This is a genomic window from Nanchangia anserum (assembly GCF_015240065.1).
Taxonomy (GTDB): domain Bacteria; phylum Actinomycetota; class Actinomycetes; order Actinomycetales; family Actinomycetaceae; genus Nanchangia; species Nanchangia anserum.
In genome coordinates this window covers 1,825,956-1,848,334 of the sequence record NZ_CP060506.1, presented here as the reverse complement: position 1 = coordinate 1,848,334, position 22,379 = coordinate 1,825,956, and the positions used below count along the sequence as shown (strand labels likewise).

Here is a 22,379-nt window from a genome sequence, read left to right as displayed (position 1 = left end):
CGACGGTGCCGCCGGCGATCAGCGAGTCGTCCGTGCTGATGCGCGGGGCGTCCAGGGCGGGATCGTGCGGGCCGTCGGCCTCGTCGACAAACCACAGCCGCGACGTCGGTTCCTCGGCGGGAGCGTCCTTGCGCTCGGTCATTGCAGCCTCCTCAAAATGTCTCGTCATCCCCGAGCGTACCCATACCCCGAGGCCGATCCGCGCAGAAAACACCGCGCGGAGGCCACTTACGTATCCGCATCCACCTGGGCCAGCGCTGCTCGTTCGACGCACGCCATCCCGTCGCGGCGCGCCAGCACGGTGGCGATGACGAGGGCGACGACGACGACTCCCCACACGCCGAGCACGGGAGCCGACAGGGTGATGGAGCGCAGCGACGCCCGCGTCACCGACTCGCCGAGCGTGATGAGTTGAAGAACCGAGGCGTAGGCGGCGGGAACGATCATGAGGACGGTGACGACGACCAGCGGGCCAAACGCCGACAGGGCAGCAGACATCGTCAAAATCGCGCCCGACATGACGGCGACGATGATGGCGAACTGGTGGCTGGCGATCGCCCCGGACGGCATGAGCGAGACCTCGACGGGATCGACAACCGTGTGGGAGGCCAACCACAGGACGCTGGCAAGCAGGAGAATTCCCGCGATTCCGGCGGCCAGCAGCGACAGCCCCCACGACGTGCGGATTCGGTGAGGGCGCACGTACAGGCGCGTCGGCAGCGTCCCGCCGCGGTGGACGGGTGCCCCCACCTCGCTGTGCGCGCCGGCGCGACGGGCGGAACCGCACGCGTACGTGGCTCCGATGACCGACGCCGGGATCCCCGCGATGAGGGGAGACCACGACAGCTGACGCCCGACCTGGCCGATGAGCGTCGCCATCACCATCGGGCTATAGGCCGTCGCGAACGTGAGAATGCTCGTCGTCACGGCCATCGACACGAGCGACCACGTCGACGCCGAGCCGGCCGAGACGACGACCGCCGACATCATCGCGAGGCCCGCCACCAGAGAGGCCATCGCGAGTGAGGATCCCCACGGGATCCCCTGAAGGACGCCGACCTGAAACCCTGCCGCGGCGTGAATGATCGTGAGAAACGCGCCGGTTCCGCAGATCACGCCGGCGGCCACCGCCAGCGCATACAGGCGGGTGGGAGCGTGTCCGGCCAGCGGGTCGACGTCACAGTTCGCGGTCATGGGGCCAGGCTAGGCGAGGAAGCCGGGAAAGGACACAACGTGTCGGACACCTCGAGCAGTGTCCCCACGGGGTAGGAGCGTGTACACGTTCTGCCGTGCGGCCTCTGCGGCCGGCTTGCCGTCGTGGGTGAGACAAAGGTTGCCAACATGAGGAACAACGCGGGTGCCGACGTCACCATCGGCCCCGGTCCCGAGTCGCTGCGGGCGGCGCTGGCCGAGGTGTGCGCGCTCGGCGGCTGGTCGACGGGTCCGGGCGGGCTCGTCCTCGCCTGCTGCGAGGGTGGTGCAGACGGGGAGGGCCCGATCGCCTTCCGGATCGGGCAGGCCCCGGGACCGGGAATCGACTTCGTGATCCCCGGTGACGAACCCGCGCTCCTCGTCGCCCTCGACCATGCGCTCGCGCCGAGTGCGGGTCACGTCGTCACCGTACGCGGACTGGCGGGCGGGGTGGGGACGTCCCTCCTCGCCGCTGCCCTCGCCTGGCGCCTCGGCGCTGTTCTCGTCGATGCCGATCCCGCGGGACCCGGAGCCACTCACCTCGTCGGTATCGACGCGGTGGCGCTGAGTGTGAGCGACGGCGGGGTGCTTGCGGCGGCGACGGAGACCTTGTCGTCGTGGGGACCGGTTCGCGTCGCGCGCGTCGAGGGCAATGTGGAGGCCGCATGCGCCGCCCTCGCGCGCATGTGCGCCTGGGTGGTCTGCGACGTCGGCCGCGGCAGCGGATGGGGCGATGTCACCGTTGGGGTTGGCCGGGTCGGTGTCGTCGAGGCCGCGACCCTGTCGCGAACGGGCACCCCCGACGTCCTCGCGCTCGTCGACACCCGGCGTCGATGCCGCGCGTCGTGCCGAGTCGTCCCCGTCCCCTCGCTCACTGCACCGATCCGCTCGATCGGCGGGGGATGGGGGCCACGCCCGACATCCTCGCGTGGTTTTGCCCGCTGTCTTCGCCAACTGGAACGCGAGGTGCGCGCATGCGTCGCCTAGCGCGTCCGCAGCCTCGCGATCCCCGAGTCAGCGTTGCCCGCGGTCTTGCACCCGCACAGGCCGTAAGCCAGGCGCGCGTTCCCCTGACGTCGGCGGCGCAAACGTGGGCCGACAAACTCGCCCTCGACGCGGCCGTGGCCGGTTACGGTCCTCACCTGGCTCCGCTGCTCGCCGACGAGGCCGTCACCGACGTCCTCGTCAACGATCCCCACGTGGCCTGGGTCGACCGCGGCGAGGGGCTCGTCGCGCACCCGCTAGCCCTGAGCGGAGACGAGCTGCGCGCGCTCGCCCTGTCCCTCGCTGCCGCCGCCCGCCAGCGCCTCGACGACGCCAGCCCCATCGTCGACGGCACCCTGCCCGACGGCACCCGCCTACACGCCGTCTTGCCGCCGCTGTCGACGTGGCCGCTCATCTCGCTGCGCACGAGCCGCCGGCGCCGCCTCAGCGTCGACGACCTCGTCGCCTGCGGCACCATCGCCCCGGCCCTCGAACCCGTCATTCGCGCCCTCGTGGCCGAGCGCGCCTCGACGTTCATCTCGGGTGCCACCGGATCGGGAAAGACGACGCTGCTGTCGGCCCTGCTCGGCCTCGTCCCGACCGACCAGCGGATCCTGTGCATCGAGGAAGTCACGGAACTGCGTCCCGACCATCCCCACGTCGTCCACCTCCAACAGCGCCGAGGAAACGTCCAAGCCGCCGGCGAGGTGACGATGAGCGATCTCGTGCGCGCCGCCATGCGGATGCGCCCGGCCGCCTCATCCTCGGCGAATGCCGAGGCGGCGAAGTCCGTGACGTGTTGGCGGCCATGAACACCGGCCACGAGGGCGGTTGGGCCACCATCCACGCCAACGCCGTGACCGACGTCCCCGCGCGCCTGTATGCCCTGGGCGCGCTTGCCGGAATGAGCGCCCACACCGTCGCGACCCAGGCGGCTGCCGGGATCGACACCTTCGTTCATATCCGTCGCGCAGCCGGCGGCGAGGGGCCGACTCGATGGATCGGAGAGATCGGTGTGCCCGTGCGCGTGGGCGGCGACCTGCGCGCCGACATCGCGGCCTCGATCGCGCGCGACGGCACACTATCGCCCGGCCCGGCGTGGCCGCGATTGCTCCAGCGCCTCGACATTCCTGCGGAAAACGAGGAGGCGCGATGAACGTCATCGTGATGGCAGCGGCAGGTCTCGCCGGTTGGATTCTCACCCCGCCCCACTCCTGCGTGCACCGGCGATGGCGCGACGCGCTGAGACAGCGACGCTCCCAGAACATCCGAGCTCGCTTGCGCGCGGTTAGCGCCCGGTGGCGCGCGCGGCGGGTGCGGATCGATTCGGGACAGCTGGCCATCGAGATCGCCCAACGGCTGCGGGCCGGGGCGTCCATCCCCGATGCCTGCGAGCGGGCCTTCAGTCGCCGCGACATCTCGCGCGACGACGTGGCTCGCGACATTCCCGAACTCACCGCGGCGCTCACGCTTGCCACTCACTCGGGCGCCCCACTTGCCGATGTCCTCGATCGGGTGGCGGCCGGCATCGGCGAGGCCCAGGCCGCCCACCATCACCGCCGCCTCGCGCTGGTCGGTCCCGTCGCCACCGCGAGACTGCTCGCCGCCCTGCCGCTTGCCGGGATCGCCATGGGTGCCGTCTTGGGCGCCCATCCGGTGAGCGTGTTGCTCGACGGAAGCCTGGGCACGCTCAGCGGGCTGGTGGGCATCATCGTCGGCTGCATCGGCATCGCGTGGATGCGCCGCCTCATCGCGGCCGCAGTCGAGGACAGATCATGATGACGCTGCTGTGCGCCGCCGCGGCGGGACTGCCGTGGGTCCTCGGTCATCGCGAGCCGAGAGACGCCGCGTCGCTCGCCATCGTGCCGTCGACCTCGCGGTAGTCCTCGATCTGGCGGCCGCCGCCGTCGCCTCCGGGGCGAGCGTGCCCGGCACCCTGGAGGCCCTGGGAGTGGCGATCGGCGAAGACGACCTGCGGTGGTCGCTCGCGCGCTACAACTGGGGGCGGCCTGGGACCTGGCGTGGGCCGAGGCGTCCGCACGCTACGCACCCCTGGCCGAGGCGTTGGCTCCGCATGGCTCGAGGGAGTTGGTCCGCACCCGATGCTGGTGGCGAGCGCGGATCACGTGCGCTCGAGACGCCACCAGCAGGCGCGAGAAGCGGGCCGAGCGGCTGGCTGTTCGCCTGGTCGTACCGCTCGGCCTGTGTCAGCTTCCCGCCTTCGTCCTCCTCGGCCTCGTCCCCGTCCTGCTCGGACTGCTCTAGGGAGCCTGCTCGGCCGTGGCGGGACCCGCGCGAGATCGAGCGTGCACGGTCCACGCCTGCGCACCGACGACGACGTCGCGCTCGACGCGCACCCGCACATCCCACCGGTCTGCTCGCAGCTGAGCAGTCGGGCACCGTTGCGCGCCGCGCGCCGCGCTCTCGCCGGCGACCGCGCACGGAGAGGCATCCCCGAGGCCACGGCAACCTGCGCCGCTGCGAGAGGCGGCACAGTCGGCAGCCGATTGCGCTCGCGCCTTAGCGACACTCACCCCGGCGAATGCGCCAATGGCGAGGGATAGGCAACGGCGACGGCGAGGAGGCCGACCATGAGGACGGTCCCCGACCCGCCCTCGCCCGCGCTGAGCTCGCGCGGGCGCTCACCGGCCAGGCCGGGCGAAAGCGACGCACTCATGAGGCCGGCACCGTCTCGGACAGGGCGTGGGCCTCGCACGTGAGCGCACCACCGAGGTCGCCGAGCAGGGGCGCCGAGGAGCGCGCGTAGGCGCTGACCCACTCGCCCTCGGTGACCACCTCGACGCTCACACCACGTCGCGGCGGCGGTGCAGCCTCGCCGATCGCGGCGGCGCGCACGCTCACCCGCGCCGCATCACATGCCTGGATCTTCGCCGCCCCGCCCTGGGCGAGGCCGACAAGGAGGACACACACGGCAATAACCGCCGGCAAGGCCACGGCGATCTCGGCCGTGACCATGCCGGACTCGGGGCCGGCGCGCCTCACACGGACAACGCCTGCTGAATGATGGCCGTCAGCGCCTGCTTGATCGCCCCGCCCTTGACGATGAGCAACAGCACGCCGGCAAAGGCGGCCGCGGCAATCGTGCCGATGGCGTATTCGGCCGTCGCCATTCCCTCCTCGGCTGCACCGCGCTCGCGCAGACGCAGCCACCACGAGTGAACGCGGGCTTGAGCGGACAGGTATCGGGTCGACATCGTGGACTCCTCTCAGTCGGTGACGTGCCACAACGTGGCACTTTCACCCTGCCGAGGACCCACCGCGCCCGCGGGCGCGCCCGCCCCGGCCGCGGCCCGCGTCGCCCTTCACCATCCGTGGGGACAACGGCCACGACCGGGACGAGGCCACTACTTCCGATACAGCGTCTTGCGCTGGTAGTGCGGCTCAGACGTCACCTGGATCCCGAGATTACGGAAGATCGTCTCGTCGACGCTGCCGAGGATCGTCGTCGTGTGCACGTCGCATCCGCGCAAATCGCGCAGGTGATCCAGCGCCGCACGCGCATGCGGATCCGATCCCGCCGACACCGACAGCGCGATGAGCACCTCGTCGGTGTGCAGCCGCGGATTGCGCGATCCCAAATGCTCGGTCTTGAGCGTCTGAATCGGCGCAATCGACTCGGGCGAGAGCAGGTTGACGTGCGGGTCGATCCCGGCCAACACCTTGAGCGCGTTGAGGAGCATCGCCGCCGAACAGCCCAGCAGCTCCGACGTCTTGCCCCGCTCGATCCGCCCGTCGGGAAGCTCGATGGCGCTGGCGGGTTGCCCCGTCTGCTCAGCCAGCTCCACGGCAACGGGAACCACCGGGCGATCCGTCGGAGAAATCCCCAACGTCTTCATGATGATCGCGATGCGCTGAGACTGATCGGGATCGCTTTCGCGCTTGCGCTCCTCGACGATCGCGTGGAAGTAGCGGCGAATGATCTCGGCCTTTGCCGCCTCCCGACACGCCTCGTCATCACTGATGCACAGCCCGGCCATGTTGACACCCATGTCGGTGGGCGAGGCATAGGGGCACTCACCGACGAGCTTCTCCAATAGCGCGCGCAGCAGCGGGAACACCTCGACGTCGCGGTTATAGTTCACCGTCTGCTTGCCGTAGGCGGCCAGGTGGAACGGATCGATCATGTTGACGTCGTCAAGGTCGGCCGTCGCCGCCTCGTAGGCAAGATTCACCGGGTGCGACAGGTCGAGATTCCAAATCGGGAAGGTCTCAAACTTCGCGTACCCCGCCGAACCCCCGCGCGCAAATTCGTGGTAAATCTGCGACAGACATGTCGCCAGCTTCCCCGACCCCGGCCCCGGTGCCGTGACGACGACGAGATCGCGCGTCGTGTGCACGTAATCGTTGAGGCCGAAGCCCTCCTCGGAGACGATCAACTCGGTGTGCGAGGGATAGCCGGGGATCGTCCGGTGCTTGGCGACCGACAGCCCCAACCGCTGCATCCGCTGCATGAACTCGACGGCCTGCTCGTTGTGCTCGGCAAAACGGGTGAGGACGACGTTGTTGACGACGAACCCGCGCTCGCGGAACGCATCGATGAGCCGCAAGGCGTCGTCGGCGTAGGAAATCCCCAGGTCGGCGCGAATCTTGTTGCGGGTGAGGTCGCGGGCGTTGACGACGACAACGATCTCGAGTTCATCGCGAAGTCGCTCGAGCATGGCGATCTTCGTGTCGGGAGTGAAGCCGGGCAGAACCCGGGAGGCATGGAGGTCGTCGAAGAGCTTTCCCCCCATTTCCAGGTACAGCTTTCCGCCGATCTCGCGGCGGCGGGCCTCGATGTGGTCCGACTGCAAGGACAGATACTTTTCGCGATCAAAACCCGTCATCGTGTGTGTCACAGAACCTCCTCGATCGGCTGATGGCATCTACGCCGTGTCTCAGCGTAGACCTGCTGAGACGTCACCCGGAGCCAGACGCGCGAGAAGATCGATGGCGCCCACCTTGTAGAGCGGATCGTTGTTCGTTCCACACTTGGGCGACTGGATGCAGCGCGGGCAGCCGTCGTGACACTCGCACGCACTCACCCGCCCCCGCGTCGCGCCCATCCACGCGTCGCGATGAGCGAAACCGTAGTCGGCAAAACCCGCGCCACCGGCGGCGCCGTCGTAGACGAACACCGTCGGCAGGCCGGTTTGGGGATGCTCGGCGATGGACAATCCACCGAGGTCCCAGCGGTCACACGTTGCCAGCAGGGGCAGCAGGCCGATCGAGGCGTGTTCGGCCGCATGCAACGCCCCGGGCAGGAGGTCGGGGCCAAGCATGAGGGCGTCGACCAGCTCGGGATCGAGTGTCCACCACACCGCGCGCGTAGGAAAACGCCGGGCCGGCAGATCGAGGGGAACATTGCGGATGAACTGAAGACCCGGCAGCCGCAGCAGGTCGTAGTCAGAGACCTGACGCTCGACCTCGACGTCCCCGACGTGCCACGTCACCGCCGCATCGGTGCCCGCGACCGTGCTCTCGACGCCGAGGATGCGCACCCGCGTGTGCTCGGTGACGCGCGTGCGCAGCTTGGGCGGGGCCGGCTCAACGACGACGACGTCCTCGTCGCGTTCGCGCACGCGAAAGACCCGACCCTGGTGAACATAGATGGCCCCGAGGTGAGCCTGCGAATCGGCGGCCGCGGCATCGATCGACCCGATGATCGTGCCGTCATCGGCCCTGGCGATCTGAATCTCGTGGCCACCCCCGCGGATGTCGACGAGATCCCACGGACGCTCGTGAGCTGAGATGTCCCAATACCAGCCGCTGCGCCGGCGCACGAGGAGCCCGCGCTCGGCAAGCATGCGCACGAAGCCATTGTCACTCAGCCCGAAGAGCGTCAGGTCGTCCTCGGTCAGCGGGGATTCCGCGGCCGCACAGCACAGGTGGGGGGCGAGGACGTGGGGATTGTGCGGATCAAACACCGAGGCCTCCACCGGGGCGAAGACCTGGTCGGGGTGGTCGCACAGGTAGGCGTCGAGCGGGTTGTCCGAGGCGATGAGGACGCTAAGCCCATCTCGTCCCGCCCGCCCCGCGCGCCCGGACTGCTGGCGAAACGACGCGCTGGTCCCCGGCCACCCGCACGAGATCGTCGCGTCCAGACCCGCGACATCGATCCCCAACTCGAGTGCCGACGTCGTCGCCAGCGCCCGCAGCCGCCCCGAGCGCACGTCGGCCTCGAGGCCGCGCCGCTCCTCGGGCAGATAGCCGCCGCGGTAGGCGGCAACGGTGTCGATGGCATCGGGATAGCGTCGGGCGAGGTGGTCCCGCGCGATGTCGGCCAACGATTCCGCTCCCTGACGAGAACGAGTGAACGCGAGGAGCCGCACGCCCATTCCCACCAGCTCCCCGGTGAGTTCCCCGCCCTCCGACGTCACTGAACGGCGTTGAATCCCGCCGCCGGGAACCCCGGTTGCCGGGGACATGAGCGCCACCCACTCGGCGGAGTTCGCCGCGTCGTCGTCATAGAGAACCGCGCCATCCTCGGCACTTTCGCTCACGACGCGCGGGCGCCACAGCACGAAGCGGTGCTCGCCGCTGCCCGAGCCGTCCTCGCTGACGGTGGCGATTTCTGTCGGATCGACCCCGAGGAACCGGGCGGCCGCCTCGCCCGGATGCGCGCACGTCGCCGACAGCAGCGCCACGGCGGGCGACGCTCCCAGCCGGCGAGCCTGGCGCAGCAGCCGGCGCAGGACGAGGGCGACGTGGGCCCCCGAGATCCCCCGGTAGCAATGCATCTCGTCGACGACGATGACGCGCAGGCCGCGCAGCAGATGCGTCCACCTGGCCGTCTGCGGCAGCAGCACGTGGTGAACAAAATCGGGATTCGTCACGACGACGTCGGCGCGGGTGCGCGCAAAGTCCTTCGCCTCGCGCTCGGTATCCCCGTCGGCCGCCGCGACCCGCAGCCCCAGGCCGGCGCGCGTGGCCAGGTCGGTGACGTGGCGCATCTGATCGCGCGCGAGCGCCTTCGTCGGCGCTAGGTAGCAGGCCGTCGGCGCTCGCTCGGCAAGGCTGCGCGGACCCGCCGCGGCCTCGCCGGCGCGGGCGAGGTAGGCCAGCCACACCGCCAGCGACTTCCCCGATCCCGTCCCCGTTGCGACAACCGTGTGGCGTCCCTCGTAGAGCGCCTGAGCGGCCTCCACCTGGTGCGACCACAACCTGGCGCGGCCGTCCTCGCTCAGCGCGGCACGCAGCCCGGCGGGCACCCACCCCGGCCACTCGCCGTAAACGGCATCGCGACGAGGCAGAACGCGCGTGTCCACCAGCCGCTCGTCGATGCCGCCGACGCCGCGCAAATACTGCCAGGCCGCGTCGACGCCGGCAGTTGGACCGTGCTCACTCACGCCCCCAGCCTAAGAGGCGCGACCGGCCGGTGCCGCGCGGGTGAACGAGCGGCTGGCGCGCGCTGACGTCGACCGTGAGTACTCTTAGGGGCTATGCCAGCCAGGGATCGCACCGCCACGCGCACGCGCCGCACGTGGCGCGCCGCCTATCTGTGGCGAGCCTTCGGCGCCGCCGCGGGCTGGGCGCGCTCGCGGCAGCCTGGGGAGCCTTCGTCCTCACCCGGCTGGGGCAGGTCGTCGATACCGTCGCGATGACGGCGACGACCGGGGCGCTGCCGAGCCTGCGTGGCCTCGATCGCGTCGTGTTGTCCCTCGTGTCGATTCCGACGGTCGTCGGCCTCATGATCGCCGCGGGCGTCATCGCCGCGGTGCGGCGGCGCCCGGCGCTGGCCGTGCGCGCCGCCGCGATCATCGCCCTGGCCGTCGCGTCGACGCAGATTCTCAAACACGACATCCTGTGGCGTCCCGACGTGGGCATCAGCCCGGCGATCGCGAACTCGCTGCCGTCGGGCCACGTCACCGCTGCCGCGACCGCCGCGGTCGCGCTGACGATCGTCGTGCCCGTGCGTATCCGCTCCCTCGTCGCCCTGGCCGGTGCGGCGTGGACGGCCCTCATGGGGATCGCGGTCGTCCTCAACGAGTGGCATCGGCCCTCGGATGTCGTCGCGGCCATCGGCGTCGTCACCTTCTACGCCCTGTTGCTCGCCCCGGTCGAGACGGGGACGCGGACTCCCCGCGGTCGGCGCGTGCTCGCGTGGGCGATGACGATCTGTGTCGCGGCCGCGGTGGTCGGGCTGGTGGCGGCGCTTCTCACCGTCGCCGCAGCGACGGGAGGACCCGCGGCACCCGCGGGTGCGAGCTGGCTCGCCGATGCCGCACACGCGCAGACGCCGGCGACGCTGGCGGCCGCGACCGCGGGCCTGGCGTCGATCCTCGCGGTGGCGACATTTGCCGCGTGGAGCGTCGACCGCCTCTACTCGTAACGACACGCGTGCGCGCCTGAGCGCATCCCAACACGCCGATCGCGACGGAGGTGACGGCGGGGACATGTGGGCATCCGGGACCGGCGTCCCACGCGACACGCCACGACTTGAAAGCACAATATCTAGTGCTAGCGTCAATGTCGCACACAATATCTAGTGGTTGCCCGGATTGGCGCCGACGCGCGATCGCGGGCGTGGGGACACGTGAGGACACCTGATGAGTAAGCCCGTGAGCATCGATCCGATCACCACCGTCGAGGAATACCTGACCCGCGCCGACTGGCGGGTCAAGGCGAATGCCAATCAGGACTATTCGCGGGCGGCTCATCCTCAACGCCTCGGGCAAGGTCAGCGCGAACTATTGGCTCTCCCACATCTACGATCCCGAGATCGGGCAGGCGCACCGCGACGGCGACCTGCACATCCACGACCTCGACATGATCTCGGGCTACTGCGCCGGCTGGTCGCTGAAAAACCTCCTCCACGAGGGGTTCAACGGCGTCGCCGGAGCGATCGCCTCGCGTCCGGCGCGACACTTCTCGACGGCGCTCGGTCAGATCGTCAACTTCCTCGGGACACTGCAAAACGAGTGGGCCGGTGCCCAGGCGCTGTCGAGCTTCGATACCTACCTCGCCCCGTACGTTCGCCTCGACGGCCTCGACCAGCGCGCGGTGACGCAGGCGATGGAGGAATTCGTCTTCAACCTCAACGTCCCCAGTCGCTGGGGATCGCAGTGCCCGTTCACCAACCTCACGTTCGACTGGACGTGTCCGGCCGATCTGGCTGAGGAGCGCCCGCTCGTCGCCGACGAGCTGTGCGACTTCACCTACGGCGAATTGGCCGAGGAAATGGGGATGATTAACCGGGCCTTCCTCGACGTCATGACGGCCGGCGACGCCGACGGACGCGCGTTCACCTTCCCCATCCCGACCTACAACATCACCGCTGACTTCGACTGGGACGGGCCAAATGTCGAGCGGCTATTCACGATGACGGCGAAATACGGGCTGCCCTATTTCCAGAACTTCATCAACTCCGACCTCAACCCCGGCGACGTCCGCTCGATGTGCTGCCGGCTGCAACTCGATTTGCGCGAGTTGCTCAAACGCGGCAACGGCCTGTTCGGATCGGGCGAGCAGACGGGATCGATCGGCGTCGTCACACTGAACATGGCGCGCCTGGGCTACCTCTACGCCGGCGACGAGGCCGCGCTCATCCAGGCGATGGATCGCCTCATCGACCTGGCCGCCGCCAGCCTCGAGACGAAGCGCGAGACAATCGGTCGGCTCATGGATCAGGGGCTGTTCCCCTACACCCGGCGTTATCTCGGCACGCTCGACGCCCACTTCTCGACGATCGGCGTCAACGGGATGAACGAAATGGTCCGCAACTTCAGCGCCGGTGCCGACGACATTACGACGCCGGCGGGGGAGGCCCTGTGTCTGCGCCTGCTCGACCACATTCGCGCGCGCATGAGCGAGCTACAGGAGGCCACGGGGCACCTGTACAACCTTGAGGCCACCCCGGCAGAGGGCACGACCTACCGCTTCGCCCGCGAGGATCGCCGCCGCTACCCGGCGATCATTCAGGCCGGCACCGCCGAGGCCCCCTACTACACGAATTCCTCGCAGCTTCCCGTCGGCTTCACCGACGACCCCTTCGAGGCCCTGCGCCGCCAGGAGGCGCTACAGCAGCGCTACACGGGTGGCACCGTCGTTCACCTCTACATGGGGCAGGCGATCTCGTCGGCGCGGGCGTGTCGCGAACTCGTTCGGCGCGCGCTCACGACCTTTAAAGTTCCCTATCTCACGGTGACGCCGACGTTTTCCATCTGCCCCCTCCACGGCTACCTCGCCGGTGAGCACCCCCACTGCCCGACGTGCGAGCGTTCCGGGCGCGAGAGCGAATGCGAGGTGTGGACCCGCGTCATGGGGTATTTCCGCCCCGTCGCCTCGTTCAACGCCGGAAAGCGCTCGGAATACGACGAACGCGTGACCTTCGCCGAACCCCAGATGGTCGCCCGATGATCCGGCGTACCCGGTCAGCCACCGAGTTGAGCATCGCCGGGCTCGTGCCCTGCTCGATGGTTGACTGGCCGGGGCGCCTCGTCGCCACCGTCTTCACCCAAGGCTGCCCGTGGTCGTGCGTGTACTGCCACAACCGCGCCATCATCGATCCACTGACGCCCGGAGCCGTCGCCTGGGACGACGTCGAGACGCTGCTGGAGACCCGCCACGGCCTCCTCGACGGCGTCGTCTTCTCCGGAGGCGAACCCACGCGGCAGGAGGCCCTGGTGCCGGCCGCCGTGCGCGTCGCCGAGGCGGGATATGGCGTCGGCCTGCACACGGCGGGTACCTACCCGGAGCGGCTTGCCCGATTGCTGCGAACGGGAGTCCTCGACTGGGTGGGCCTCGACATCAAGGCGCTACCCGAGGACTACGAGGCCGTCGTCGCGCGTGCGGGAGCGGGACAGCGGGCATGGCGAAGCCTCGATGCTGTCCTGGCTAGCGGAGTCGACGTCGAGGTTCGGGTGACCTGCTACCCCGACGGCCCCGACCTCGGTGGTCTGGCGGGCGCGCTGCGGCGGGCGGGTGTTCGCGTTGTCGCCCTCCAGAAGGCGCGAGGCAACGGCACGGCGACGTCGTTCGCGTCCTGGCGCCCGGGGTGGGACGAGCGTTTTCGGGCGATCTGCGACGCGTTTGTCGCCGAGGGCTTCGACGACGTCGTCATTCGCGGCGGCGATTAGGCGCTGTTGGTTACACTTGGGGCGTCTTATCCGCCGCGGGTAGCTGAAGGAGTCCGCATGAATACGGTGCCCGACGATATCTTGCGCGAGGCCGTCGATCCGCAGATCAGCGCGGAGCGTCTTTTTGAGATCGCCGGGCAGTACCCGGATGCTCACCCCTTCGTGGCGTCAAACCCCCAGGCCTATGAAGCCCTGCTCGATTGGTTGCGTCAGGTGGGATCTCCCCTCACTCAGGCCGTGGTGGCCCAGCGCGACGCGGGCCTCAGCGGCGCCGAGGCCTACGACGCCGCCTGCGCCTCGCTTGGCGCTCCCGCCCCCGCGAGCGACGGCGGCGAAACCCAGGTGATGGCGACGACCGAGGAGCCGCAGGCCGAGGAAACGGACTCACCCGCGGCCCCGGAGGACGCCGCGACCGAGAGCCTGGCCAGCGAGCCCGAGCCGGTTAATGCCGATGACATCCAGGCCACCCAGGCCATCGCCCCCGTGAGTGTTCCCGATCCCACCCCAGCACAGGGCTTCGAGCAGCCCCCGGCGATCGCCCCGGCGGGGCAGGGGCCGCAGCAGGGATACGGCTACGTTCCTCAGAATCAGCAGGGCTACGTCCCGCAGCAGCCCTATGCCGCGCCGGCCTATGCACAGCAGCCTTACGCGCAGCCGCAGGCGAAGAAACCGATGGGACTCATCCTGTTGGCTATCCTGCTTGCGCTCGTGCTCATCGGCCTGATTGCCACGTATTTCCTCGTGTTTGCCAAGGATGGTTCGTCGCCCGAGGCGGCACCGACGGTCTCGTCCTCCCAATCCGGTCGCGAGGGGCCCAGCACCCCCGCCACGAGCGAGACCCCCGAGGAGACCACCGAGACGCCCTCGGAACAGGCACCCCGCTACCCGGCTCCCGCGGGTGCGGCGCAGTCGCGGAATTTCCACATGCCGTCGAACAACATCAACTGCCAGATCGATGACGACAACACGCGCTGCACGATCTTCGAGCAGGACTTCACCTCGTGCGGCGGGGATCCGGTGACCGTCACTCTGTCCGAAGACGGGGTGTCGCAGACGTGCTCGACCGGTCGCGCCGTCGAGTCCGGCTCGGGCGGGGTCCTCGTCTACGACACGTCGACGACGTACAGCGACTTCGCGTGCACGTCGACGCCCTCCGGGGTCAAGTGCTGGGATACTCGTTCCGGCCGCGGCTTCACGCTGGCGCGCCAGGGTGCGGCGACCACTCAGGAATAGCCCGCACGTGTCCGGCCGTGACTATGCCCGCTTAGCCGAGGCCTTTCGCCGGGCCGGCTGGGTGCCCGATGGCGGGTGCCTGGCGCTGGCGTCACCGGGCGAGCGAGTGCGCGCCGACCTGGACGCGCGCGCCCACGCGGGGTCCTGACCCGGCTGTTCGAACTTGGCCACGACGTCGACGCGGCTGCGCTTCGCGAAGCCCTGGGCGAGGACGCACTGGCGGCGGCACGCGCGGTGGGAGTCGTCGAGGATGCCGGGGCGGGACGCGTCCGCTGCCCGGGCGTCATCGCTCGCGTCGGCAAGGGGCCCGATGGGCTGTGGCTCATGGGGGATCGCGATCTCGCGACCTCGCGCGGTGCGCTGGGCGGTGACCACGTGAGCGCACTCACCCACGCCAGCCTGACCCTCCATCGTCTTCTCGGAACGACGGCGCGCGGGCGCGTCCTCGACCTCGGGTGCGGTTCCGGCGTGCACGCTCTGTGGGCTGCCCGCCACGCCACCCACGTTGTCGCCACCGACGTGAGCGAGCGAGCGCTGGCGATCACGCGAGCGAATGCCCGGCTAAACGGCCTCGACGTCGAGACCCGCTCCGGATCCCTGTACGAGCCGGTTGCCGGTGAGCGCTTCGACGTCGTGTGCTCGAACGCCCCGTTCGTCATCACGCCCCCGAGCGCGGGCGAGCGGCTGGTCTACCGCGACGCGGGCTTCCCGGGCGACACATTCGTCCGCGATCTCGTGCGCGGCCTGGCCGACCACCTCAATGAGGGCGGGCGCGGCTACGTCCTCGCCAACTGGTTTATCACCGACACCGATGCGCCGAGCGCCGGCGTAGAGGGCTGGTTGACCGACCAGCCGGTCGACGCGTGGATTCTCGGTCGCGACCAGATGGATGCTGCCTCCTATGCGGCCCACTGGGTGCGCGACGCAGGCTACGAGGGGCCGCACGCGCACGAGCGGGCTCGGGCGTGGGCGCGGTGGCTCGAGGAACAGGGGATCGCCGCAATCGGGATGGGCATCATCGCCGTGCGGCGCGTGGGAAGCGCACGGCGCGGAGCCATCCGCACGGACTGGGCTCACGCCGGTCAGCCGCTGCCGCACCCCGAGCAGATCGAGCGCGTGTGGACGGGCATCGCCGCGCTGAGCGACGCCGACGATGCGAGCCTCGACGCCGCACGTCCGCGACCCATCGTCGAGCTGAAGGAGTCGCGCGTCCTCGCCCTGGGAACCGGGCGGGCCGACACGCACACCCTCGTGCCCGCCCCGGCCGATGCGGCACTGGGGCAGGTGGTGACAAACGCGCCGGCGCTGGCGGTTCTCGGCGCCCTCGACGGCGACTTGACGCTGCGTCAGGCTGCCGTCGCCGTCGCGACGCTCATGGATCTCGACGCGCAGGCCGTGACCGATGCGGCCCGTGACCTGCTGCGCGAGGTCGTCGCGCGGGGGATGTACGTCCTGGACTAGCCCCCGCCTCCGACGGCATCAGCTGGCGTCGGCGATGGCCTGAAGCAGCGCCTTCTTCGTCTGCGACCCGCGGATGACGTGTTGCGTGCCGCCGGCAAAGAGCACGTAGGACGGAATCGTCGCGATCCCAAAGGTCTCGCGCGCCGTCGGGTTGTCATCGACATTGAGGCCGAGGACCTCGACCTCGTCAGCGTGTTCCTTCGCCAGCTCCTCGACGATCGGCATGTTCCTCATGCAGTACCCGCACCACGGTGCCCACAGGTCGACGAGGACGGGCTTGTCGGCGGCGGCGACGCGGGCGTCGAGCTCGTCGAGCATGATCGGTTCGAGATTCGACATGACTACTTCGCCATCTTCTCGAACTCGGCGACGAGCGCGGCCTTGGGGCGCGCACCCAGCAGCGACGCGACCTCCTCGCCGTCGCGGAAGAACATGAAGCGCGGAATCGACGTAACGCCGTACTTGGCGGCGGTCGCCGGGTTCTCGTCGACGTTGAGCATGTAGACCTTGGCGGTGCCGTCGACCTCGTCGGAGATCTCCTCGATGACGGGGCTCATCTGGCGGCACGGCGGGCACCACGGCGCCCAGAAATCGACGAGAACGGGCACGTCGGATGCAAGGACGCGTTCGGCGAAGTCGGCATCGGTAACCGGTTCGGCGGCCATGAGTTTCCTCCTGACGTAGACAACGCCTCCATTGTCACCCGCCCCGGGCGTTAGTGCCACCGCATCGACGGGCGACGGCAGCGAGCGGCTAGCGCAGGCTGCGTTCGGCGTCAATCGCCGCGCGCGCCCCCGTTCCAGCCGCCGTGATCGCCTGGCGGTACGTGTGATCGACGAGGTCGCCGCACGCGTAGACCCCCTCAAGGCTCGTGCGCGTCGAGGGCTCGTCGACGATGACGTACCCCGCGTCGTCGGTCTCGACCTGCCCGGCGACGAGGCCGGAGCGCGGATCGTGGCCGATGGCAATGAACACGGCGGTCGCATCGAGCGTGCGCAGCGAATCGTCACCGGTGTCACGCAGCGTCACCGATTCGACCCTGTCCTCACCGTTGATCGAGTCCACTGTCGAATTCCACGCGACCTCGATCTTGTCGTGGTCGAGCGCGCGCTGGGCCATGATCTGCGAGGCCCGGAAGGAGTCGCGGCGGTGGATGATCGTCACCTTCGAGGCGAAGTTCGTGAGGAACAGGGCCTCTTCCATCGCCGAGTCGCCACCGCCCACGACGGCGATGTGCTGGTCCTTGAAGAAGAACCCGTCGCAGGTCGCGCAATAGGACACGCCCTTACCCGACAGCCGCTCCTCGCCGTCGACGCCGAGGTGGCGGTAAGCCGACCCCATCGCCAGGATGACGCGCTTGGCCTGGTAGGTGCCGTCGTCGGTGCGGATCGTCTTGACGTCGCCGGCGAGGTCGAGTTCCGTCGCCGACTCCATGCGCACGTCCGCGCCGAACTTCTTCGCCTGCTCGGCGAGCTTGTCCATGAGGTCCGGCCCCTGGATGCCTTCGGGGAAGCCGGGGAAGTTCTCGACCTCGGTCGTCGTCATGAGGGCACCGCCGTAGTCGATCTCGCCGGCGAGGACGCACGGGGCGAGGCCGGCGCGGGCCGCGTAGATGGCGGCGGTGTAGCCGGCGGGGCCGGAGCCGACGATGACGACGTCGTGGAGCGATGACATGGGGCACGATCCTTTCGGGCGCTACTTGACGGTGATACCGGACAACGCCAGACGGAACTTCGAGGTCTGGGTATCGGTCGGAAGTTGAGGTACCCACACGATAACGCGGTCAACGGTGATCGGCTTGTCGAGGTGCAGCGTCGTCTCGGGAGTTTGCAGCGGTCCCTCGGCGGCCGCCGGGGCGTCGGGGGCTTCCTCGGGTGTGCCCGTCTTGATCTGGACGAGACCGCCGGTCGATGACCCCGTCAGCGTCACGTCGGACACCGTTGCCGTCTCCTTGAGGGTGATGACGAGGCCGATTCCGCGCTTCATCCCGTAGGTGTCGGACACGTAGGTGCGCGAGTACCACGCCGAGGAGGCATCACCATCGGTGAGGTTCGCGAGCATCTCGGGGTGCTCGTTGCCGTCCCCGTCGGGGTCGGCGATCGTGATCTCGGCGATCTCGGGGGCCACCGTCGCCTCGGGCTGCGGTGTTGGCGAGGCCTGCGGCGAGGCGGTGCGCGTGGGGGTGGCGGCGGCCTGCGGCTTGGGCAGCGGCCACGCGAGCACGACGATCGCCAACAGGAAGGCGACGGCCATGCCGATCGCGGATGCGCGCAGGATGAAACGCTGGGGGTCGACGAGGCGGCGCTGGCGCGGCGGCAGGATCGAGGTCGACACCGGCGCGCCGAAGTAGTAGCCGAAGAACCGGGCAATCCGGCTCCTCAGGCGCGAGCGCGCGGGTGCGGGCGCAACCGGGGCGGGCTTCGTCGGATCGAGGTGCATGTTCTCGAGTTCGACCAGCGGGATCTGGGAGGTCTCGAGGGACGCCTGGTCGCCCTCCTGTGCGGATGCGGGGGGCTCGGCGGCGGGTGCGGCCTCGTCGAGAGCCTTGGTGGCGCCAGGCAAATCGTCGCCGTCGACTGGCGCATCGACTGCCGGCGGCGGGGGAAGCGGAGGCGTCGCCGAGGCCGGGACCGCGCGGGCGACGTCCGTGGCCTCGGAGTCCGCGGAATCGGCGTCGACGTCGTCGAGCTCATCGAAGATCCGCACGCCCTCGGCCCCCTCGCTGCCCCGGGTGTCGAGCGCCTCGGTAACCGGGGCCTGCTCCTGCTCCTCGGCTGGATCGTCGGCGAGGGTGGCCGGCGGGGTGTCGCGAAGGATCGCTTCGAGTTCGGCGCGCGCCTCGCTCAGCGACATGGCGCCGGTGATCTGGGCAGGATCGTCACCCTGCGAGGCCGAGTCGACGCTGCGCAGGGGGTGGCGGGTCGCCGGCGGCAGGGGCAGGTGGATTCCGTCGGCGTCCTCGTTCTCGGCCGCGGTCGCCGAGCCGGGGGCGTCGGGCGTGGTCTCGCTTTCCGGCGTTTCTTCGGCGTCGTCACCGGCCGTGTCGGTGGCGCTGTTCTCAGGTACCGCGAGCTGCTGGGCGATCGCCTGACACACGCTCGGGTAGGTGAGTTCGCTCGCCGTCAACGCGACGGCGTCAAGGGCGACGCCAGCGTCGGGATTGAGCGTCGACGGCGGTACGGGGGCACCATCGGAGCGCGGGATCGACGGGGTTCCCAGCGGACCGGGTTCGTAGGAGGAGGCCGTGAGGAGGAAATAGAGCAGTTCGACACATGCCGAGCCGTCGAGGCGCATCGCGTCCTCGCGCGCGCTTTCCGAGTTGTCAAGGGTGAGGGCGTCTTCGAGCAGAACGATCGCGCCCTCGGGGCTCATCCGGATCGAGGACGTCGACAGGTTACCGTGGGCACCGCCGCGCTCGTGAAGGCCGGCGAGCGCCTGGGCGATCTGTCCGAGCAGCCGCTCGACCTCGGCCGCTTCCAGGCCGTCGCTGACGTAGTCACCGAGCGACTGCCCGGTGGCGGCTTCGAGGACAACCGAATCGCCCTCCTCGACCTCGAGGACCCGCTGAACGCCGGGAATCCGGGAATCGGCGAGCGACGTCATGAGGGTCCACCACGCCTCGGCCGTTCCCGTCGGGTGCGCGCGGACGCCGCGTTCGGTCGGCGTGAGCTGAGCGACTAGCCGTTCCTCAGCTGTCATGGCGCGCCTCCTCATCCTCGGGGCTAGGGTCGTCAGTCGTATCGGGGGCAATTGTGCCACTCCCCTCCGGGCGGGTCGAGCCTTCGCGGGCCGCGTCGGAGGTGCTATCCATGCGTCGGCCCCGCGAGATCGATCGGATGACCCCGGCGACGAGCAGGACGACGACGACCGCGGCACCGACGAGGAGGAAGCGATCCTCTAAGCCGCGGTGTGCGCGCAACACGACGACCTCGGTCGAACTAATGGATTCCCCGCTGGGTGAGCGCAACGCTACGACGGCGCGTGCGTCGCCGTTCGCGCGCACCTCAACGGGGACTTGCACCGTCACCGACGAACGCCCGGCGATGCGCGTTCGCGTCGCCGTCGTCGTGACGATGGAGGATGCGGCCTGCACGTCGACGACGACCGTGGCCGGGTAGGGCAGGTCGTTTGTCACCTGGACGGGAATGTCGGCGGTACGCGAAATGATGTTGACCGAGGGCGCGGTCTTCGTGCGCACTCCCGTGCTCACGCGCAGCGATTGGGCGGTGAGGCGTTCGGCCAGGGTGTCGCGTTGGGCGGTGGAGAGCGAGCGTGACAGGGCGAACGCGCGTTGCGACAGCAGCGGGCGCGTGATGAGCGAGGCGTGCTCGGCAACCTCGTCGACGCGCCCGAGTGCCCGCGACGCCTCGGTCAACGCCGAGCTGAGCGACGCGTTGCGCTGGGGTGCGGCATCCTCACGAGCCTCGACCTGCTCGCGCGCGGTCGAGGCGTCCGTGACCTCACCGATGGTCGCCGGCCGTACCCACGCCGTATCGAACAGGGCGTCAATGCGCTGGGGCGTCGATGCCGAGGCCAGCGCGCGAGCCGGGAGCGTGACGACGACGAGCCGCGGGGCATTGGGCAGCTCGGCGTTGTGCTGGGCGAGCAGCGCGGCGACGTACTGGCGCGAGCGCAGCTCGTCAGCGGGCGTGGAGGCTTCGCGTGCGAGGGCCGCGCTCAGGGCGCTATCGGAGACGAGGACGTCGCGATTGCCCACTCGCGAGCGGGCGTCGGGAATGTAGGTGTGGCGCTGCGAGATGACCGCCGAGTCGGGGACGATGGGCAGAACCGAGGAATCGGGATCGAGCGCACCTGGTGTCGCCGAGGAAGCGATGTCGAATGACGGTCCCCACGCCATTGAGGGGGTGGCATCGCGCATCGCCTGGGTGAGGGTGCGTGCGGCGGTCAGGGCGTCCTCGCCGCCCGAGGCCGCGGTCACCCCGCGGTCGGGAGCGCCCCACTGCCCGAGTGAGACCGTGGCGCCGGCCGCATTCGCCGCCGCGAGGGCATCTTGGGCCTGTGGATCCAGCGCCAGGTCAGCGCTGCGACGCACCGCGAAGCTGCCGGTCACCAGCGGCGAGGTTTGCGAGATGAGGGCGGGATCGACGATGTAGGCCATGCCGTCGCGCGCCTGAGTGAGCCCCGACAGCACCTCGTCGACGCCGTCGGCGGGGGAGCGCTCGGGGTGGACCGGCAGGAAATCCTCGGTGAGGATCCCCTCGCCGGCCCCGTGCGCGGTCGTGAAGCGCGTGAGGGTCTGGGCCGTGGCGGTGGCGTCGGCGACGATAAACACCGGGGTGCGCTGGTAGGCGGAGGATCCCGTGTCAATAAGGAGGAACGTCTGCGTCGTCGCGGTGACGGCTTCCCCGTCGTCGCCGACGGCCTGCATCGTCACCCGCAGCGGGTGGGCGCCGAAGCGGGTGAGCGCCGCGGCGGGCAGCGCCGACAGCGGCGCGGTGATCGTCACCTCGGTGTTCGCGTGGGCCTTGAGCGAGGTAACGCCGACGCGGCCGAGGTGCCACAGGCTGGATTCGCGGCGCGAGTGGCCGTCTTGCCACGCGATGATGTCGTCGCGCTGATACATCGCCAGCGTGGATACGTCTAAGCTCACCGACACGTCGTGAAGCTCGTGCGCGCCGGGATTGGTCACGGTTACGCGCACGGACAGCGTTTGCGACGACGACGTCGCCGTCGCGGGGGTGAGTTCGGTGATCGTCACGTCGGGGTCGGCGGTGTCCTCGGTGGCGGCCGCTGCGGGCGTGCGCGAGGCCGGGCCCACCAGGGCCGCGACGGCGAGGAGGACGGCGAGGACAGCCGTGGCCAGCCGGGCCCTCATGTGCGCCTCCGCAGGAGCTGGCGAGCCAGATGGGCGACCTTGCGCTCGTTGGGGTAGACGAGGATCGTCTCGGCCTCCGACAGCGGGAACCACGCCGCCTCTTCGGCCTCTTGATCGGGGTCGCCCTCGACGGTGATCGTTCCCGAGACGTATTCCATGAGGTAGTGGTGGACGACCTTGTGGACCCAGCGGCCCGCCCCGGAAAACGAATACGAGATCGTGGCAAGCGGGACGATGATCCGCCCGGTGATTCCCGTTTCCTCAAAGACCTCGCGAATGGCCGTGTCCGCGGTCGTCTCGCGTCCCTCGACGTGGCCCTTGGGCAGGCACCACTCGATGGAGCCATGCCGGTTGCGCCGGGCGATGAGGGCGACATAGGCGCGGCCGTTGTGGACCTTGATGACGACGCCACCCGCCGAGGTCTCGTCGACGACGGGCAGGCGCGTCAACGTGCGGTGCGCACGCGGGCGCCGACGGCGTCGGCGAGGGTAGTCGGGGTGGTCGCTCATGTATCCAGCCTAGGCGGTTTTCGCCATTGCCAGCGACGCGCACGGCCCCGAGGTTCCCCGATGCGCGCCAAACGTGGCACGCTAGGG

20 protein-coding genes and 2 pseudogenes are annotated in these 22,379 nt (G+C 69.7%); 9 read left to right on the top strand and 13 right to left on the bottom strand.

The window, feature by feature from the left end; all coding sequences use genetic code 11:
• Positions 1 to 228 precede the first annotated feature (228 nt).
• Positions 229 to 1,194 (bottom strand): hypothetical protein, encoded by a 966-nt coding sequence (locus H8R18_RS08645; RefSeq protein WP_191071617.1) that lies wholly within the window; start codon positions 1,192 to 1,194, stop codon positions 229 to 231.
• 147 nt (positions 1,195 to 1,341) lie between these two features.
• Here H8R18_RS08645 and H8R18_RS08640 point away from each other — a divergent pair, with 147 nt between their 5' ends.
• From H8R18_RS08640 to H8R18_RS08625, 4 genes and pseudogenes are all read left to right on the top strand, one after another.
• Positions 1,342 to 2,178 (top strand): CpaE-like family protein, encoded by an 837-nt coding sequence (locus H8R18_RS08640; protein ID WP_191071616.1) that lies wholly within the window; start codon positions 1,342 to 1,344, stop codon positions 2,176 to 2,178.
• A pseudogene (locus H8R18_RS08635) lies at positions 2,094 to 3,331 on the top strand (TadA family conjugal transfer-associated ATPase). The gene H8R18_RS08640 and the pseudogene H8R18_RS08635 overlap by 85 nt, the downstream one beginning before the upstream one ends.
• Entirely contained in the window at positions 3,328 to 3,954 is a 627-nt protein-coding gene (locus H8R18_RS08630; protein WP_191071614.1) for a type II secretion system F family protein, read from the top strand. The pseudogene H8R18_RS08635 and the gene H8R18_RS08630 overlap by 4 nt, the downstream one beginning before the upstream one ends.
• A 198-nt stretch (positions 3,955 to 4,152) precedes the next feature.
• Positions 4,153 to 4,440, top strand: coding sequence for a hypothetical protein (locus H8R18_RS08625; protein ID WP_194189263.1), 288 nt, complete (start codon positions 4,153 to 4,155; stop codon positions 4,438 to 4,440).
• Here H8R18_RS08625 and H8R18_RS08620 read toward each other — a convergent pair.
• From H8R18_RS08620 to H8R18_RS08595, 6 genes are all read right to left on the bottom strand, one after another.
• Positions 4,437 to 4,709, bottom strand: a complete 273-nt coding sequence (locus tag H8R18_RS08620; RefSeq protein WP_194189262.1) for a hypothetical protein — start codon at positions 4,707 to 4,709, stop codon at positions 4,437 to 4,439. The genes H8R18_RS08625 and H8R18_RS08620 overlap by 4 nt on opposite strands.
• The gene (locus H8R18_RS08615) at positions 4,706 to 4,852 is read right to left on the bottom strand and encodes a hypothetical protein (protein WP_194189261.1); all 147 of its coding nucleotides are present in this window, start codon (positions 4,850 to 4,852) and stop codon (positions 4,706 to 4,708) included. The genes H8R18_RS08620 and H8R18_RS08615 overlap by 4 nt, the downstream gene beginning before the upstream one ends.
• Entirely contained in the window at positions 4,849 to 5,178 is a 330-nt protein-coding gene (locus H8R18_RS08610) for a hypothetical protein (protein ID WP_191071612.1), read from the bottom strand. Before H8R18_RS08610 ends, H8R18_RS08615 begins: the two co-directional genes overlap by 4 nt.
• Entirely contained in the window at positions 5,175 to 5,390 is a 216-nt protein-coding gene (locus tag H8R18_RS08605) for a DUF4244 domain-containing protein (RefSeq protein ID WP_191071611.1), read from the bottom strand. Before H8R18_RS08605 ends, H8R18_RS08610 begins: the two co-directional genes overlap by 4 nt.
• A 150-nt stretch (positions 5,391 to 5,540) precedes the next feature.
• On the bottom strand, positions 5,541 to 7,022 hold the full coding sequence (locus tag H8R18_RS08600; RefSeq protein ID WP_191071997.1) for a DUF1846 domain-containing protein: 1,482 nt from the start codon (positions 7,020 to 7,022) through the stop codon (positions 5,541 to 5,543).
• A 51-nt stretch (positions 7,023 to 7,073) separates the two neighbouring features.
• Positions 7,074 to 9,524: a DEAD/DEAH box helicase gene (locus H8R18_RS08595; RefSeq protein ID WP_191071610.1), complete on the bottom strand. Its 2,451-nt coding sequence runs from the start codon at positions 9,522 to 9,524 to the stop codon at positions 7,074 to 7,076.
• A 74-nt stretch (positions 9,525 to 9,598) separates the two neighbouring features.
• Here H8R18_RS08595 and H8R18_RS08590 point away from each other — a divergent pair, with 74 nt between their 5' ends.
• From H8R18_RS08590 to H8R18_RS08570, 5 genes and pseudogenes are all read left to right on the top strand, one after another.
• Positions 9,599 to 10,507, top strand: a complete 909-nt coding sequence (locus tag H8R18_RS08590; protein ID WP_194189260.1) for a phosphatase PAP2 family protein — start codon at positions 9,599 to 9,601, stop codon at positions 10,505 to 10,507.
• Between the two features lie 217 nt (positions 10,508 to 10,724).
• Positions 10,725 to 12,534: pseudogene (locus tag H8R18_RS08585) on the top strand (ribonucleoside triphosphate reductase).
• Positions 12,531 to 13,253: an anaerobic ribonucleoside-triphosphate reductase activating protein gene (locus H8R18_RS08580; protein WP_191071607.1), complete on the top strand. Its 723-nt coding sequence runs from the start codon at positions 12,531 to 12,533 to the stop codon at positions 13,251 to 13,253. The pseudogene H8R18_RS08585 and the gene H8R18_RS08580 overlap by 4 nt, the downstream one beginning before the upstream one ends.
• A 57-nt stretch (positions 13,254 to 13,310) precedes the next feature.
• Positions 13,311 to 14,486: a variant leucine-rich repeat-containing protein gene (locus H8R18_RS08575; protein ID WP_191071606.1), complete on the top strand. Its 1,176-nt coding sequence runs from the start codon at positions 13,311 to 13,313 to the stop codon at positions 14,484 to 14,486.
• Between the two features lie 75 nt (positions 14,487 to 14,561).
• On the top strand, positions 14,562 to 15,947 hold the full coding sequence (locus H8R18_RS08570) for a methyltransferase (protein ID WP_194189259.1): 1,386 nt from the start codon (positions 14,562 to 14,564) through the stop codon (positions 15,945 to 15,947).
• An 18-nt stretch (positions 15,948 to 15,965) separates the two neighbouring features.
• On the opposite strand, the gene H8R18_RS08565 is transcribed toward H8R18_RS08570, so the two are convergent.
• From H8R18_RS08565 to H8R18_RS08540, 6 genes are all read right to left on the bottom strand, one after another.
• On the bottom strand, positions 15,966 to 16,286 hold the full coding sequence (locus H8R18_RS08565; protein WP_191071604.1) for a thioredoxin family protein: 321 nt from the start codon (positions 16,284 to 16,286) through the stop codon (positions 15,966 to 15,968).
• Positions 16,287 to 16,288: 2 nt separating this feature from the next.
• Complete coding sequence (trxA, locus tag H8R18_RS08560) at positions 16,289 to 16,612, bottom strand: thioredoxin (RefSeq protein WP_191071603.1); 324 nt, start codon at positions 16,610 to 16,612, stop codon at positions 16,289 to 16,291.
• Positions 16,613 to 16,700: 88 nt separating this feature from the next.
• Positions 16,701 to 17,621, bottom strand: coding sequence for a thioredoxin-disulfide reductase (gene trxB / locus H8R18_RS08555; RefSeq protein WP_191071602.1), 921 nt, complete (start codon positions 17,619 to 17,621; stop codon positions 16,701 to 16,703).
• Positions 17,622 to 17,642: 21 nt separating this feature from the next.
• Complete coding sequence (locus H8R18_RS08550) at positions 17,643 to 19,646, bottom strand: protein kinase family protein (protein ID WP_191071601.1); 2,004 nt, start codon at positions 19,644 to 19,646, stop codon at positions 17,643 to 17,645.
• Positions 19,636 to 21,783, bottom strand: a complete 2,148-nt coding sequence (locus H8R18_RS08545; RefSeq protein WP_191071600.1) for a DUF6049 family protein — start codon at positions 21,781 to 21,783, stop codon at positions 19,636 to 19,638. The genes H8R18_RS08550 and H8R18_RS08545 overlap by 11 nt, the downstream gene beginning before the upstream one ends.
• Entirely contained in the window at positions 21,780 to 22,292 is a 513-nt protein-coding gene (locus H8R18_RS08540; RefSeq protein WP_191071599.1) for an NUDIX hydrolase, read from the bottom strand. The genes H8R18_RS08545 and H8R18_RS08540 overlap by 4 nt, the downstream gene beginning before the upstream one ends.
• Positions 22,293 to 22,379 lie beyond the last annotated feature (87 nt).